The 13,107-nt window shown below is 74.0% G+C and carries 15 protein-coding genes; 14 read left to right on the forward strand and 1 reads right to left on the reverse strand.

Features of this window, described 5'->3' with window-relative positions; genetic code table 11:
- The first annotated feature begins 40 nt into the window (after positions 1 to 40).
- From AB0B40_RS25695 to AB0B40_RS25760, 14 genes are all read left to right on the forward strand, one after another.
- Positions 41 to 1,360, forward strand: a complete 1,320-nt coding sequence (locus tag AB0B40_RS25695) for an ROK family transcriptional regulator (RefSeq protein ID WP_362265778.1) — start codon at positions 41 to 43, stop codon at positions 1,358 to 1,360.
- Between the two features lie 219 nt (positions 1,361 to 1,579).
- The gene (locus AB0B40_RS25700; RefSeq protein ID WP_345047468.1) at positions 1,580 to 1,996 is read left to right on the forward strand and encodes a hypothetical protein; all 417 of its coding nucleotides are present in this window, start codon (positions 1,580 to 1,582) and stop codon (positions 1,994 to 1,996) included.
- 79 nt (positions 1,997 to 2,075) lie between these two features.
- Complete coding sequence (locus AB0B40_RS25705; RefSeq protein WP_345047469.1) at positions 2,076 to 2,342, forward strand: hypothetical protein; 267 nt, start codon at positions 2,076 to 2,078, stop codon at positions 2,340 to 2,342.
- 96 nt (positions 2,343 to 2,438) lie between these two features.
- Positions 2,439 to 3,443: a hypothetical protein gene (locus AB0B40_RS25710; RefSeq protein WP_362265781.1), complete on the forward strand. Its 1,005-nt coding sequence runs from the start codon at positions 2,439 to 2,441 to the stop codon at positions 3,441 to 3,443.
- Between the two features lie 48 nt (positions 3,444 to 3,491).
- The gene (locus tag AB0B40_RS25715; RefSeq protein WP_345047473.1) at positions 3,492 to 4,247 is read left to right on the forward strand and encodes a GntR family transcriptional regulator; all 756 of its coding nucleotides are present in this window, start codon (positions 3,492 to 3,494) and stop codon (positions 4,245 to 4,247) included.
- 132 nt (positions 4,248 to 4,379) lie between these two features.
- Positions 4,380 to 5,504 carry a TIGR03364 family FAD-dependent oxidoreductase gene (locus AB0B40_RS25720; RefSeq protein WP_345047475.1) on the forward strand — a complete coding sequence of 375 codons (1,125 nt, stop codon included), beginning with the start codon at positions 4,380 to 4,382 and terminating at the stop codon, positions 5,502 to 5,504.
- A gap of 5 nt (positions 5,505 to 5,509) precedes the next feature.
- Complete coding sequence (locus AB0B40_RS25725) at positions 5,510 to 6,217, forward strand: phosphonatase-like hydrolase (RefSeq protein WP_345047476.1); 708 nt, start codon at positions 5,510 to 5,512, stop codon at positions 6,215 to 6,217.
- A gap of 1 nt (position 6,218) precedes the next feature.
- Positions 6,219 to 7,265, forward strand: a complete 1,047-nt coding sequence (locus AB0B40_RS25730; RefSeq protein WP_362265784.1) for an ABC transporter ATP-binding protein — start codon at positions 6,219 to 6,221, stop codon at positions 7,263 to 7,265.
- Positions 7,258 to 8,121: a 2-aminoethylphosphonate ABC transporter permease subunit gene (locus tag AB0B40_RS25735; protein WP_345047480.1), complete on the forward strand. Its 864-nt coding sequence runs from the start codon at positions 7,258 to 7,260 to the stop codon at positions 8,119 to 8,121. The genes AB0B40_RS25730 and AB0B40_RS25735 overlap by 8 nt, the downstream gene beginning before the upstream one ends.
- A complete protein-coding gene (locus AB0B40_RS25740) occupies positions 8,108 to 8,905 on the forward strand; it encodes an ABC transporter permease subunit (RefSeq protein ID WP_345047481.1) in 798 nt (265 codons plus the stop codon). The genes AB0B40_RS25735 and AB0B40_RS25740 overlap by 14 nt, the downstream gene beginning before the upstream one ends.
- Before the next feature lie 48 nt (positions 8,906 to 8,953).
- Positions 8,954 to 10,009, forward strand: a complete 1,056-nt coding sequence (locus AB0B40_RS25745; RefSeq protein WP_362265786.1) for a 2-aminoethylphosphonate ABC transporter substrate-binding protein — start codon at positions 8,954 to 8,956, stop codon at positions 10,007 to 10,009.
- A gap of 167 nt (positions 10,010 to 10,176) precedes the next feature.
- Positions 10,177 to 10,959, forward strand: a complete 783-nt coding sequence (locus AB0B40_RS25750) for an HAD-IIA family hydrolase (protein ID WP_345047485.1) — start codon at positions 10,177 to 10,179, stop codon at positions 10,957 to 10,959.
- 114 nt (positions 10,960 to 11,073) lie between these two features.
- Positions 11,074 to 11,652 carry a hypothetical protein gene (locus tag AB0B40_RS25755; protein WP_345047486.1) on the forward strand — a complete coding sequence of 193 codons (579 nt, stop codon included), beginning with the start codon at positions 11,074 to 11,076 and terminating at the stop codon, positions 11,650 to 11,652.
- A gap of 6 nt (positions 11,653 to 11,658) precedes the next feature.
- The gene (locus AB0B40_RS25760; protein WP_362265788.1) at positions 11,659 to 12,321 is read left to right on the forward strand and encodes a class F sortase; all 663 of its coding nucleotides are present in this window, start codon (positions 11,659 to 11,661) and stop codon (positions 12,319 to 12,321) included.
- A 38-nt stretch (positions 12,322 to 12,359) separates the two neighbouring features.
- On the opposite strand, the gene AB0B40_RS25765 is transcribed toward AB0B40_RS25760, so the two are convergent.
- Positions 12,360 to 13,049, reverse strand: coding sequence for a FadR/GntR family transcriptional regulator (locus tag AB0B40_RS25765; RefSeq protein WP_345047488.1), 690 nt, complete (start codon positions 13,047 to 13,049; stop codon positions 12,360 to 12,362).
- Positions 13,050 to 13,107: the final 58 nt, after the last annotated feature.

A 13,107-nucleotide genomic window follows, 5' to 3' on the forward strand; every position in this document is an offset into this window, starting at 1 on the left:
ACGCTGTTGCGAAAGTGCAAGCGGCGGAGAGAATGGGGTGGTGAACAGGACAAGGGCGACGACGGGGAGCGGCGGACCGGCGGGGGCGAATCTGGGCGTGCTGCGCAGCCACAACGCCGCGCTGGTGCTCGGGCTGCTGCGGGACGCCGGCACCGAGGGCATCAGCCGGCTGGAACTGGCCGAGCGCACCGGGCTGACCCCGCAGGCCGTCAGCAAGATCACCGCGCGCCTGCGCGAGCAGGGCTTCGCGGCGGAGGCCGGGCGGCGGGCGTCGACCGGGGGCAAGCCGCGGACGGTGCTGCGGCTGGTCCCGGAGGCGGGGCACGCGGTCGGGGTCCACCTGGACCGCGACGAACTGCGGGCGGTGCTCGTGGATCTGGACGGTGCCGTCGTGGGGGAGCGGCGTGCGGAACTGGATCTGGGAGCGGGCGCGGAGGCCGTGCTGGGGGCGGTGTCCGCGGCGGTGCGTGAGGTGGCCGGGGGACTGGTGGTCAAGGGACTGGTGGCCGGGGAACCGGCAGGGCAGGGTCCGGGCGCGGGCGGTCCGCCGGAAAGCGATGGGGCGTCGGCGGCCGGTGGGGGTGCGGGAGCTGCCGATGATCCGGCCGGCCTCGGGGGGTCTGCCGGTCCGGGTGGTGGTGGCCGTGGCGGGGCGGCCGGGGGTGCGGGGCTCGCCGGGGCCGGGTCGCTGGTGGGGGTGGGGGTCGCGCTCCCCGGGCCGTTGGACCACACGCACGGGGTGCTGCACCGGGTCACCGGGTTCCCCGAGTGGGACGGGTTTCCGCTGCGGGACGCGCTCGCCGAGCGGCTCGGGGTGCCGGTGGTGGTGGACAAGGACACCAACGCGGCGGCGGTGGGGCTGGCGGCCGGGGGCGCGGAGGAGGTGCCGGGCGGGTCCTTCGCCTACCTGCACCTCGGTACCGGACTCGGTGCCGGGCTGGTGATCGGCGGGAGCGTGCACCGCGGAGCGCGGACCGGGGCGGGGGAGTTCGGGCACCAGGTCGTCCAGCTGGACGGCCCGCTGTGCGAGTGCGGGAACCGGGGGTGCGTGGAGGTGCTGTGCCTCGGGGCGGCGGCGCGGGGGGAGGTGGCCGAGGCGGCGCGGGTGCTGGGGGTCGCGGCCGGGAATCTGGTGGGGCTGCTGGACATCGATGTGGTGCTGCTCGGCGGGCGGACGGTGGTCCGGGCGCCCGAGGTGTACGTGCGGGGCGTCGCCGAGGTGCTGGGGGCGCGGGCCCGGCGGGAGGGGGCGGGCGGGGGAGGCGTGCCGGTACGGGTCGCCCCGGGGGGAGAGCGTGTGGTGGCCGAGGGGGCGGCGCAGATGCTGCTGGCGCCGCTGTTCGGGCGGGGTGACGTCTGAGCCGGGCCCGGTGCCCGGTCCGGACGGGGGCGAGGACGATACGGGGGTGGGGGCGGGTCGGCTCGACCGGGCCGGAGTGTCTCTTTGGGCCGGCTGGGTGCCGCTCGGCCGGTCGGCGTGTGGTCAGGACCCGGACGGGGGACGAGGCCGGCGTGTGCGGGGGAGTCCGGGGTACTCGGGGCACCCTTTCTTCCTCCCCCTAGGCAAGGAGGGCACGAAGTGCGTTCGACCAGGACGAGAACGGCCGCGGGCCTGCTGGGAGCCCTCGCGCTCTGCCTCGCGGTTCCCGCCACGGCGTCCGCCGACCCGAACCCGGGCACGGCCACGGGCACGGACACCGGCACCGGTGCGGGTGCGGGGGGCACGGACCGGGTACCGGACCGGAAACCCGCGTACTGCGGCACGGACCGGGCGTCCGGACTCGCGGTGTGGGCCGCCGAGAAGGGGTCCTGCGCGACCGCTCTCCAGGTGGCGGCCGCCTACATGAAGGTCCGGCAGGGTTCCGCGGGCGCATCCGTCGGGGTCCGCGCGGCCGGAACCGCGTGGAAGTGCCGGGAACGCCAGGGGGACCCCGACCCCTACCAGGAATGCGTCAGCACGGGTGACGGCGGCCGATGGGTCAGGCTCTCGTCCTGACCGGCGATCCCACACGGGAGGCCCGTCCGGGGCGTCCATCCGTCCCCGGCTGCCCCTGCCCCTGCCCCTGCCGCTGCCGTTGACGCTGTTCACGGCCGGTGCCGCCGTGCTCCTCGCGCTCCGCCCGGCTGCCCCTGCGGCGCCCGCCACCGCGCGGAGCGCGTGCGGCCGGGCCCTGGCGGCGGCCGAGCAGGCGGAGCACGATCACCAGGCGCTGAAGAAGGAGCCGGAGGGCGTCATCGCCGACGGCGGCCACCCGGACGCCTCCCATCGGCAGGCACTCGAGAACGCCGGGGCGGAGAGCGTCTCCGGGGCCTCGCGGGCGCAGCGCGTCCACGGTCCCTGACCCGGCGCCGGACGTGCGCTGATCGGGCGGACCACGCGGGCGTACGCGGAGTGGCGACCCCTGCCGCCCGGGTGCTTCCGGCATGGTCATGTGTTCATGCGACTGCGCACGTCCCTGTCCCTCGCCCTGGCCGCAACCGTCGCCGCCGCCCCTCTCCCGCTCCTGCCGACGGGGGCCGCGCACGCGGTCGCCGCGCCCGGCTGTGCCGGCGCCGACGCGCGGGCCTTCCCGCTGGCCACCCGGATCCGGGGCGGCCCCGGCTCCTACGAGGCCGGCGGCGGATCCGGTACCTGGTACGTCGACCTCACCAACACCACCCGCACCGCCTGCACCGGAATCCACCCGGTCGTGGTCCTCGTCGACGACAAGCGCGCCCTGCGGGCGAACCAGCCCCGGCTGGACTTCTACGACGGCCCCCGGGCCCGGCCGGTGGCCTTCGAGACCACCGGGGAGCAGGAACTGGTCGGTGTGCTGGACGGCTCCGGGTTCGGCGGGTTCACCGTGCCGCCCGGCAAGACCGTCAGCGTCCGGGTACGGCTCGCGCTCACCTCCGACGCCGTACCCGACCAGGTCACCGTCAACGTCGCGGCGGTGCAGCGGCGGGGCACGGACGGGGAGTGGGTGGGGGAGTCGAACGCCTACCGCTTCAGGATCGCCGGGGAGGCGGAGAACCCCCGGGAGCCCCAGGACCCCCAGGACACCACGGCCCCCCGGAACACAGCCGACCCCCACGACACCGCGGACCCCCACGACACCGCGGACCCCCAGGGCACCGAGGACCCCCCGGAGGACACGCAGGAGGCTCGGGAGGCGGGCGACACAGCGGGCACCGGCGACGCGCAGGACGCCCCGGACACGGCCGGCACCCCGGACCCCCAGGTCACCGGGGACACCCAGGAGGCCGCGGGCGTGCCGACCGTCCCCGGCGGCAGCGCCGCGCCCACCCCCACCGGTGCCCCGGACTCCTCCCTGTCCCTCGCCCGGGAGGCGCGGGAACTGGCGCGCACCGGGCCGGGGCTCGCCCTCGGACTGCTCGTCGCCGTCGCAGCCCTGTTCGCCGTGGGTGCCGGCGCGTTCCTGCTGGCCCGTGGCCGCCGCTGAACCGGATCCAGTCCCTCGCCCGCCCACCCCGTCTGCGACGATCCCTGCGTGGACTACCCGAACGACCAGGCCCCCGGCGCCCCCGTCCGCTCCGGCGTTCCCGAGCACGGGCGCATTCCGAAGTACTACGCGGTGAAGGCACGGATCGCCGCGCTGCTGGAGGAGCTGGGGGAGGACAGCGTCATCCCCACCGAGCGGGACCTGGCCGAGCGCTACGACGTGGCCCGCGAGACCGTGCGGCAGGCCGTACGGGAGCTGGTGCTGGAGGGGCGGCTGCGGCGCAAGGGCCGGGGGACGGTCGTCGCCGGGCCCAAGCTGGCCCAGCCGCTGTCCCTGGCCAGCTACACCGAGGGTGTGCGCCGGCAGGGCCGGACGCCCGGTCGTGCCCTCGTGACCCTCGACCGGTTCCCGTGCCCGGACGCGCTCGCCGCCGAGACCGGGCTGACCCGGGGAGAACCCGTCTGGCACCTGGAGCGCGTGCTGCTCGCCGACGACGAGCGGGTGGGCCTGGAGAGCACGTACGTCGCCGTGGAGCGGGTGCCGCGGCTGGGCGCCGACTTCGACCCGGACTCCTCCTTCTACTCCTACCTCAAGGACCAGGGCATCGCCTTCGGCGACGCCGACGAGCGACTCGAGACGGTGCTGGCCACGCCCCGTGAGGCCCTGCTCATCGGCACTCCGCCCGCCCTGCCGATGCTGCTGATCCACCGGGTCTCCCGGGACGCGGCGGGCCGCCCGCTGGAGCGGGTGCGGTCGCTCTACCGCGGGGACCGGTTCTCCTTCACCACGCACCTCAAGGGGTGACATGTCCTCTCATCCACCCCCGTCCCCATGTCACGGAAAGATAACGGGTCTAGCCCAAACGTGATGGGTCGTTCACGCTCTCGTTGTCAGCCGGATGTCTCCGGTTCCCGGATCGCGAGGAGCGTTGCCGTCGTGAAAGTGACAGTGGTCGGAGCCGGTGTGGTGGGCACCATGCACGCCTGGCAAGCAGTGGAGCGCGGCCACCAGGTCGTCCAGATCGAGCGTGAGGCCGAGGCGCGCGGCGCCTCGCTGCGCAACTTCGGACAGATCTGGGTCAGCGGGCGCGCCGGGGGAGAAGAGCTGGAAGCCGCCCTGCGGGCGCGGGAGCTGTGGGAGGAGATCGGCGGCCGGGTCCCGGCACTCGGATTCCGGGCGATCGGCTCGCTCACCCCGGTCCGCGGGCCCCTGGAGCTGGCCGTCGCCGAGGCCGCCGTGGCCCGCGCCGACGCCGCCGCACGCGGTTACAAGCTCCTCACCCCGGGCGAGGCCCGCGCGCTCAACCCCGCCCTGCGCGGCCACTTCGACGCGGCCCTGTTCTGCGAGCGGGACGCGGCCGTGGAACCCCGTACCGCCCAGCTCGCCCTGCGCGAGGAGCTGCTGAAGTCGCCGGACTACACCTTCCTGCCGGGCCGGGAGGTCCGCGAGGTGACCGGCGCCGGCACCGTCCGGGACGACCACGGGGACGTGCACCGCGCCGACGCCGTCGTCCTGGCGACCGGCGCCTGGCTCGGCGGACTCGTACGCGAGCTGGCCGGCCCCGGCCTCCCGGTGCGCCGGGTGCGGTTGCAGATGATGCAGACCGACCCGCTCGGCGAGCCGCTGACCACCTCGGTCGCCGACGCCGACAGCTTCCGCTACTACCCGGCCTACGCCTCCCCGGCGCTGGACGAGCTGAACGCCCGGCAGCCGCAGCCGGAGACCGCCGCCGCGCACAGGATGCAGCTGCTCATGGTGCAGCGCGCCGACGGCGGCCTGACCATCGGCGACACCCACGAGTACGAGCACCCCTTCGCCTTCGACACCGTCGAGGAGCCGTACGAGCACCTCACCGGAGTCGTCGAATCCCTCCTCGGCCGGCCGCTGCCGCGCGTCCGGCACCGCTGGGCGGGCGTGTACGCCCAGTGCACCGAACCCGGCCGGGTGGTGCACCGCCAGCAGGTGCACGAGGGGGTGTGGCTGGTCACCGGGCCCGGCGGTCGCGGCATGACCTGCTCCCCGGCGATAGCCGAGACCACCGCGAACGAACTGAACTGGTGAGCGCCATGAACACCCTGACCGACACCCCGGAGAACATCCGTCTCGTCGTCCTCGACATGGCCGGCACGACCGTCGCCGACGGCGGCCTGGTCGAGCGTGCCTTCGAGGCGGCGGCCACCGAGCTGGGCGTGGAGCCCGGCTCCGCCGAGCACGCCGAGCACCTCGCCTACGTCCGCGCCACCATGGGCGAGTCCAAGATCTCCGTCTTCCGGCACCTGTTCGGCGACGAGGACCGCGCCCGGCGCGCCAACAGCGCCTTCGAGAAGGCGTACGGCGGACTCGTCGACGCCGGTCTGATCGCCCCGGTCCGCGGGGCCCGCGAGGCCATCGAGGAACTCGCCGCCGGCGGCCGTACCGTCGTGCTGACCACCGGCTTCGCCCGTGTCACCCAGGACGCCATCCTGGACGCCCTCGGCTGGCGCGACCTGGTGCCGCTCACCCTGTGCCCGGCCGACGCCGGCGGGCGCGGGCGGCCGTACCCGGACATGGTGCTGGAGGCGTTCCTGCGGACGAAGGCGGCCGAGGACGTCCGGCAGGTCGCCGTGGCCGGTGACACCTCGTACGACGTGCTCAGCGGCGTACGCGCGGGAGCGGGCCTGGTCGCCGGCGTGCGCACCGGCGCCCACACGGACACCGGCTTCACCGCCGCCGGTGCCACCCATGTGCTGGACTCCGTCGCCGACCTGCCGGCGCTGCTCGCGGGAGACCGCTGAGATGGGCATCCGCTTCGACTCCGTCACCGTCGCCTACGACGGCAACGTCGTCCTCGACGCCCTCGACCTGACCGTCGAGCCCGGCGAGGTCATGGCGCTGCTCGGGCCGTCGGGCTCCGGCAAGACCACCGCGCTGCGGGCGGTCGCCGGGTTCGTACGGCCCGTGGCCGGGCGGGTGCTCCTCGGCGGCCGGGACGTGACGGACCTGCCGCCGTACCGGCGGGGCATCGGGATGGTCGTGCAGAGTTACGCGCTCTTCCCGCACATGCGGGTCGACGAGAACGTGGCCTTCGGACTCCGGGCCCGCAAGGCGCCCAAGAGCGAGGTACGGCAACGGGTCGCCGAGGCGCTGGAGATGACCGGCATGGCCGGCTACGCCCGCCGGCATCCGCGGGAGCTGTCCGGCGGGCAGCAGCAGCGGGTCGCCATCGCCCGGGCGCTGGCCATCCGGCCGGACGTGCTGCTGCTGGACGAGCCGCTGTCCGCCCTGGACGCGCAGCTGCGCTCCGGAATGCTCGCCGAACTCGCCCGGCTGCACCGGGAACTGCCGGACCTGTCGATGCTGTACGTCACCCACGACCAGGTGGAGGCGCTGACCCTGGCGGACCGGATCGCGGTCATGGACAGGGCGCGGCTCCAGGCGTGCGGCACACCGAGGGAGCTATACCGGGCCCCGGCCAACGAGTTCACGGCGTCCTTCGTCGGCAACGCCAACCTGCTGCCGGTGACCGTCGGCTCCGGGGGCGTCGGCTTCGCGGCGACCGAGCTGAAGGTCGACACGGGGGAGGCGGCCGCGGGGGCGCGGGCCACCCTGTGTGTACGGCCGCACCTCGTCGGCCTCGGGGAGGGACCCAACCGGCTCACCGGCACCGTCACCGAGATCCAGTGGCGGGGGGCCACGCACCGGCTGTACGTCGAGGTCGGCGGGCACCCGGTCATGGCGGACGTACGCGAGCTGAAGGACCCCCCGGCGCACGGGGCCACCGTGTCCCTGCACTTCGCCGCCGAGGACGCGGTGCTGCTGCCCGCGGGGGTGAGCCATGGCTGAGGCGGTGGGCAAGGCGCGGGCCGTGCCCGGCCGCACCCGCGGCGGCAGCCGCACCGCGGACCCGGCCCCGCGTGCCCTCGCGGCGCTGCTGTGGGCCCTGCCGCCGGTCGCCGCCCTCGGCCTGTTCTTCCTCTACCCCCTGGCCCTCGTCGTCCGGCAGTCCCTCCAGCCGGACACCGGGGGGACCTCGTTCCAGCCGTACGCCGACGCCTTCGCCTCCGAGGGGTTCCGGCACGCGCTGTGGACCACCGTCTGGCTGGCGCCGGCCTCCACCGCCGGCTGTCTGGTCCTGGGGTTCCTGCTGGCCCTGGTCATCGCGTTCGTGCCGTTCCCCGGTGCGAAGGCGGTGGCGCGGTTCATCGACGTGTACCTGTCCTTCCCGTCCTTCCTCATCACGCTGGCGCTGCTGTTCGTCTACGGCACCACCGGCATCGCCGGGTCCTTCCAGTTCCTCACCACACCCTGGGGCGTGCTGCTGGCGGAGGTCACCTACTTCACGCCGTTCGTGATGCGCCCGCTGCTCGCCGCCTTCGGGCAGCTCGACACCGCCCAGCTGGAGGCGGCCGGTTCGCTGGGGGCGCGGGCACCGCGCATCGTGCGGCAGGTGATCCTGCCCGAGGCGCTGCCCGCGCTCGCGGCCGGCGGCAGCCTCGTGCTGGTGCTGTGCCTCAACGAGTTCGGGATCGTGCTGTTCACCGGCGCGAAGGGGGTCACCACCCTGCCGATGCTCGTCTACGGCAAGGCGATCCTGGAGTCCGACTACCCGGGCGCCTGCGCGGTCGCCGTCGTCAACGTCCTGATCTCCGTCGGCCTGTACGGCCTGTACCGGGTGGTGAGCCGTCGTGCTGGTGCATAGCCGCAAGGCCAGGTGGGCCGTGTGGGCGGTGTTCCTCGTCCTGTTCCTGCCGCTGTTCGCGCTGCCCCTCCTGGTCGTCCTCGGCGCCTCCTTCGCCACCCACTGGTCCGGGGTCCTGCCCTCGGGCCCGACCGCAGCCAACTTCCGCACGGCCACGCGGGGCGAGGCGCTCCAGGCCCTCACCACGAGCCTGGTCACGGCCGTCGGCGCCAGCCTGCTCGCGCTGACCGTCGGCACCTGGGCCGCGCTGGCCGGGGCGGCCCTGCGCAAGCCGTACCGGCGGCTGCTGGACGCCCTGTTCGTCCTGCCGGTCGCCGTGCCGTCGGTGGTGGTCGGCCTGTCGGTGCTGGTGGCGTTCTCGCAGCCGCCGCTGCTGCTCAACGGCACCCGGTGGATCGTGATCGTCGCCCACACCGTGCTGGTCACGGCCTTCGCCCACCAGTCGGTGTCCGCGGCCCTCACCCGCCTGGACCCCGCCTACGAACAGGCCGCCGCCTCCCTCGGCGCGCGGCCCTCCTACGTCCTCCTGCGGGTACGGCTGCCCCTGCTGCTGCCCTCCCTCACCGCCGCCGCCGGTCTCTGCTTCGCCCTGTCCATGGGCGAGCTGAGCGCCACGATGATGCTCTACCCGCCCGACTGGACCCCCCTGCCCGTCCTCGTCTACGCGGCCACCGACCGGGGCGCCCTGTTCACCGGCTCCGCCGTCGCCGTGGTCCTCATGGCCGCGACCCTGCTCGTCCTGTTCGCCGTCTCCCGGGTCCGCACCCGGGCGTCGTACCGCTGACCCGCCCCTCACCACCCGCGCCTGACACCTCCAGGAGTTGGCCTCGCCATGCCCAGAACCCGCGTCGCGCTCGCCGTAGCCCTCGCTCTCCTCGCCACCCCCGTGCTGTCCGCCTGCGGCGGTACCTCCGCCGCCTCCGACGCCAGGGTCGTCACCGTCTACAGCGCCGACGGCCTCAAGGGCGAGAACGGCGACGGCTGGTACGACAAGGTCTTCAAGGACTTCGAGAAGCAGACCGGCATCAAGGTCGAGTACGTCGAGGGCGGCTCCGGCGAGATGGTGCAGCGCGCCGTCCGCGAGAAGAGCAACCCGCAGGCCGACGTGCTGGTCACCCTCCCGCCCTTCATCCAGCAGGCCGACAGCAAGGGCCTGCTGGAGAAGTACGAGCCGAAGGACTCCGTACAGGTCAGCGGAGCCGACAAGGCCCCCGACGGCACCTGGACCTCCGTCGTCGACAACTACTTCGGCTTCGTCTACAACAAGAAGGAACTGAAGCAGGCCCCCAGGACCTGGGACGAGCTGCTCGACGCCAGGTACAGGAACAAGCTCCAGTACTCCACCCCGGGCGTGGCCGGCGACGGCACCGCCGTGCTCATCAAGGCCATGCACGACTTCGGCGGCAAGGAACAGGCCCTCGCCTACCTGAAGAAGCTCCAGGCCAACAACGTCGGCCCGTCCGCCTCCACCGGCAAGCTCGCCCCCAAGGTCGACAAGGGCGAACTCCTCGTCGCCAACGGCGATGTGCAGATGAACTTCGCCCAGACCAAGACCATGCCCGACCTCGGCATCTGGTTCCCGGCCGGCAAGGACGGCAAGCCCACCACCTTCGCCCTGCCCTACGCGGCCGGCCTGGTCACCAAGGCCCCGCACAGCGAGAACGGCAGGAAGCTGCTCGACTTCATGCTCGGCCGGCAGGCGCAGAAGGAGGTCAGTTCCATCGGCGGCGGCTTCGCCGCACGCGCGGACGTGCGGGTCACCGACGCCAACGCCGTCGCCCTCACCAAGGTGATGGACGGCGTGGACTTCTTCGAGCCCGACTGGAACGACATCGACAAGAACCTCAGCTCCTACGTCGAGGACTGGAAGTCCGCCACCGGCAGCTGACCGCCCCAGCGCCCGGGTCCGGTTCCGGTACACCGGCGGCAACAACTGGTTCTGGGTGATCGACGGAGTCGGCATCAGCCGGTCCTGACTAGGCTGGGGGGCGTCGGTACGCCGTGGTTCCGGCGCCCCCGCTGCTCGCCCGTACTTACGCCAGGAGACGCAACGACATGGCAGACCGCAAGCCCATCGAGTCATGGCTCACCGACATGGACGGCGTCCTGATCCACGAGGGTGTGCCGATCCCGGGCGCCGAAGCCTTCCTGAAGAAGCTGCGCGAGTCCGGCCGGCCCTTCCTGGTGCTCACCAACAACTCCATCTACACCGCCCGTGACCTGCACGCCCGGCTGCGGCGCATGGGCCTGGACGTGCCGGTGGACAACATCTGGACCTCGGCCCTGGCCACCGCCCAGTTCCTGAACGACCAGCGGCCCGGCGGCAGCGCCTATGTCATCGGCGAGGCCGGCCTGACCACCGCGCTGCACGACATCGGGTACATCCTCACCGACCACGAGCCCGACTTCGTGATCCTCGGCGAGACCCGCACCTACTCCTTCGAGGCCCTGACCAAGGCCGTGCGGCTGATCAACAACGGCGCCCGGTTCATCGCCACCAACCCCGACAACGTCGGCCCCTCCACCGAGGGCGACCTGCCCGCCACCGGCTCGGTTGCCGCCCTGATCACCGCCGCCACCGGCAAGAAGCCGTACTTCGTCGGCAAGCCCAACCCGCTGATGATGCGGGCCGGCCTGAACGCGATCGGCGCCCACTCCGAGACCTCCGCGATGATCGGCGACCGCATGGACACCGACGTGCTCGCGGGCCTGGAGGCCGGGATGCGCACGTTCCTGGTGCTCAGCGGCGTCACCCGGCCGAAGGAGGTCGACCGCTACCCGTTCCGGCCCTCGCAGGTCGTCGACTCCATCGCGGACCTGGTCGACCTGGTGCTCTGAGCCGGGGACCCGCCCGGCCGAAACCCGCTGTCACCCGTTCGGAGCAGTGAGGTGCCTCCCGAGGATGCGGGGGCGACCGGCGCGGGGGAGCCTCCTGGTAACTGGAGGTTCACGATGGGCTCACTACGCCTCACTCTCTGTACGGCAACCCTCGCCGCCGCCGCGGTCACCGCGGTCGCTCCCGCGGCCCACGCGGCGGACGGCGGCTCGGTCACCGTGACCCCCGCCTCCCCGGCGCCGGGCACCGACGTCGCCCTGCGGGTCGGCGGCTGCACCGGGGAGCAGGGCACCGCCACCTCGTCCGCCTTCGTGTCCGACGCCCGGCTGACCGGCGCCGAGGGCATCCTGAACCGCGCCCAGGGCGTGCTCAGCGGCGAGACGCGGGTCCGCAGCGACCTGCAGCCGGGCGCCTACACCGTGAAGGTCAGCTGCTCGGACCGCATGATCACCGGCAGTCTCACGGTCGGCGGCCCGGACGGCGCGCGGCCCGGGGAGCCCATCGGGCCGCTCACCTCCTCCGCCTCGCCGGTCGCCCCGGTCCCCGCGGGCGGCGGCGGTACGGCGCACTTCGCCACGGTGGCCACCAGCGGCTCGGGCCCCGACACCGGTCAGGCGGTGACCGGGCTGGCGCTGGCCGGGATCGCCGCGGTCGCCGTCGGGCTGCGCGCCCGCCGGAGCCGCGGTACCGGCTGACCGCCGATGTCCGACGAGGAGCAGGGGCGCACAACCGGCACCGGGCGGATCGTCACCGGTCTGGCCTGGGCCCTGCTGCTGCTCGGGCTGTGGCTGTGGGGGCGCGGGGTGACCGACGGCGAGCGGAGCCCGGCCCCCGCCACGGGCGACGTCTTCGCCGTCGGCGGGCTCGCCGGGCTGCCGCGCGCGCAGCGCCCCCTCGGGGACGCGGTGCCCCAGCGCGTCGACATCCCCGCCCTGGGCGTGCAGGCACCGGTGGTGGCCCGCGGTCTGGACGCCCAGGGCGCGGTCGACCCGCCGCCCTACGACCAGCCGGGCGTGGTCGGCTGGTACGGCGCCGGCCCCAAGCCCGGTGCGCCCGGGGCGGCGCTGCTGGTGGGCCATGTCGACACCGAGACCCGGCCCGCCGTCTTCTACCAGCTCAGCACCCTCAAGCCGGGCCAGACGGTCCGGGTGTTCCGCGCGGACGGGAAGGTCGCCGAGTTCACCGTCGACGACGTCCGCGTCCTGCCCCGCGAGGGCTTCGACGCCGGGCAGGCGTACGGTCCCCGTGAGCCCGGCCGGGCCGAGCTGCATCTGATCACCTGCGGCGGCACCTTCGACCGGGCCACCCGCAGCTACACGGCGAACGTGGTCGTCTCCTCGTACCTCACGAAGACGACCGGCTGAGCGTCCGCGCGGCGGGTCGGCGGCGGGGACGCGAGGGGTCAGCGGTGGGACGCGGCCACCCGGGACAGGCGGCCGCGGACGTTGCCGAAGTGCTCCCTTATGGCCCGCTCGGCCCGCAGCGAGTCGCCGGAGCGTACGGCGTCCAGGATCTCCCGGTGCTGGCGGCAGGTGATCCGCGGATCCTGCGGCGCTTCCACCAGGTCCTGCCGGACCCGGTGGAAGGCGTCCCAGAACGCCTCCAGCACCTCGCCGAGCAGCACGTTGTCCAGCCCCCGGTAGAGGGTGGCGTGGAAGGCGCGGTCGGTCTCGGCGAGCCCGGCCCCCTCCGCGGCCTCCCGCTCCATGCGCTGGACGAGCGCCTCCAGCGCCAGGAGATCCGCCTCCGGCAGCCGCCCGGCCAGCCGCGACACCAGTCCGGTCTCCACGGCCTCGCGCAGCTCCAGCAGCTGGAGCAGCGAGTCCTCGCCGCGGTAGTGGCCGGCGACGGTCCGGAAGGCCAGGCCCTCGATCATCGGCGCGAACGACATCGAGCCGACGTACGTCCCGAACCCGTGCCGGATCTCCACGATCCCCATCGCCTGGAGCGCCTTCAGGGCCTCCCGCACCGAGTTCCGGCTCGCTCCCAGCAGCCGCATCAGCTCGGGTTCGGTGGGCAGCGGGGCGCCCGAGGGCAGCCGCTGGTCCACGATCAGCTTCTTGATCCGCTCCTGAAGGTCCCGGGCTGCCATGGCCAGAGGGTATCCGGCCATTCGGGGAGAGGGCAGACGAAAAGCCCCCCGCTTCCGC

It is taken from the genome of Streptomyces sp. NPDC042638 (assembly GCF_040647235.1).
GTDB classification, from domain to species: Bacteria; Actinomycetota; Actinomycetes; order Streptomycetales; family Streptomycetaceae; genus Streptomyces; species Streptomyces rameus.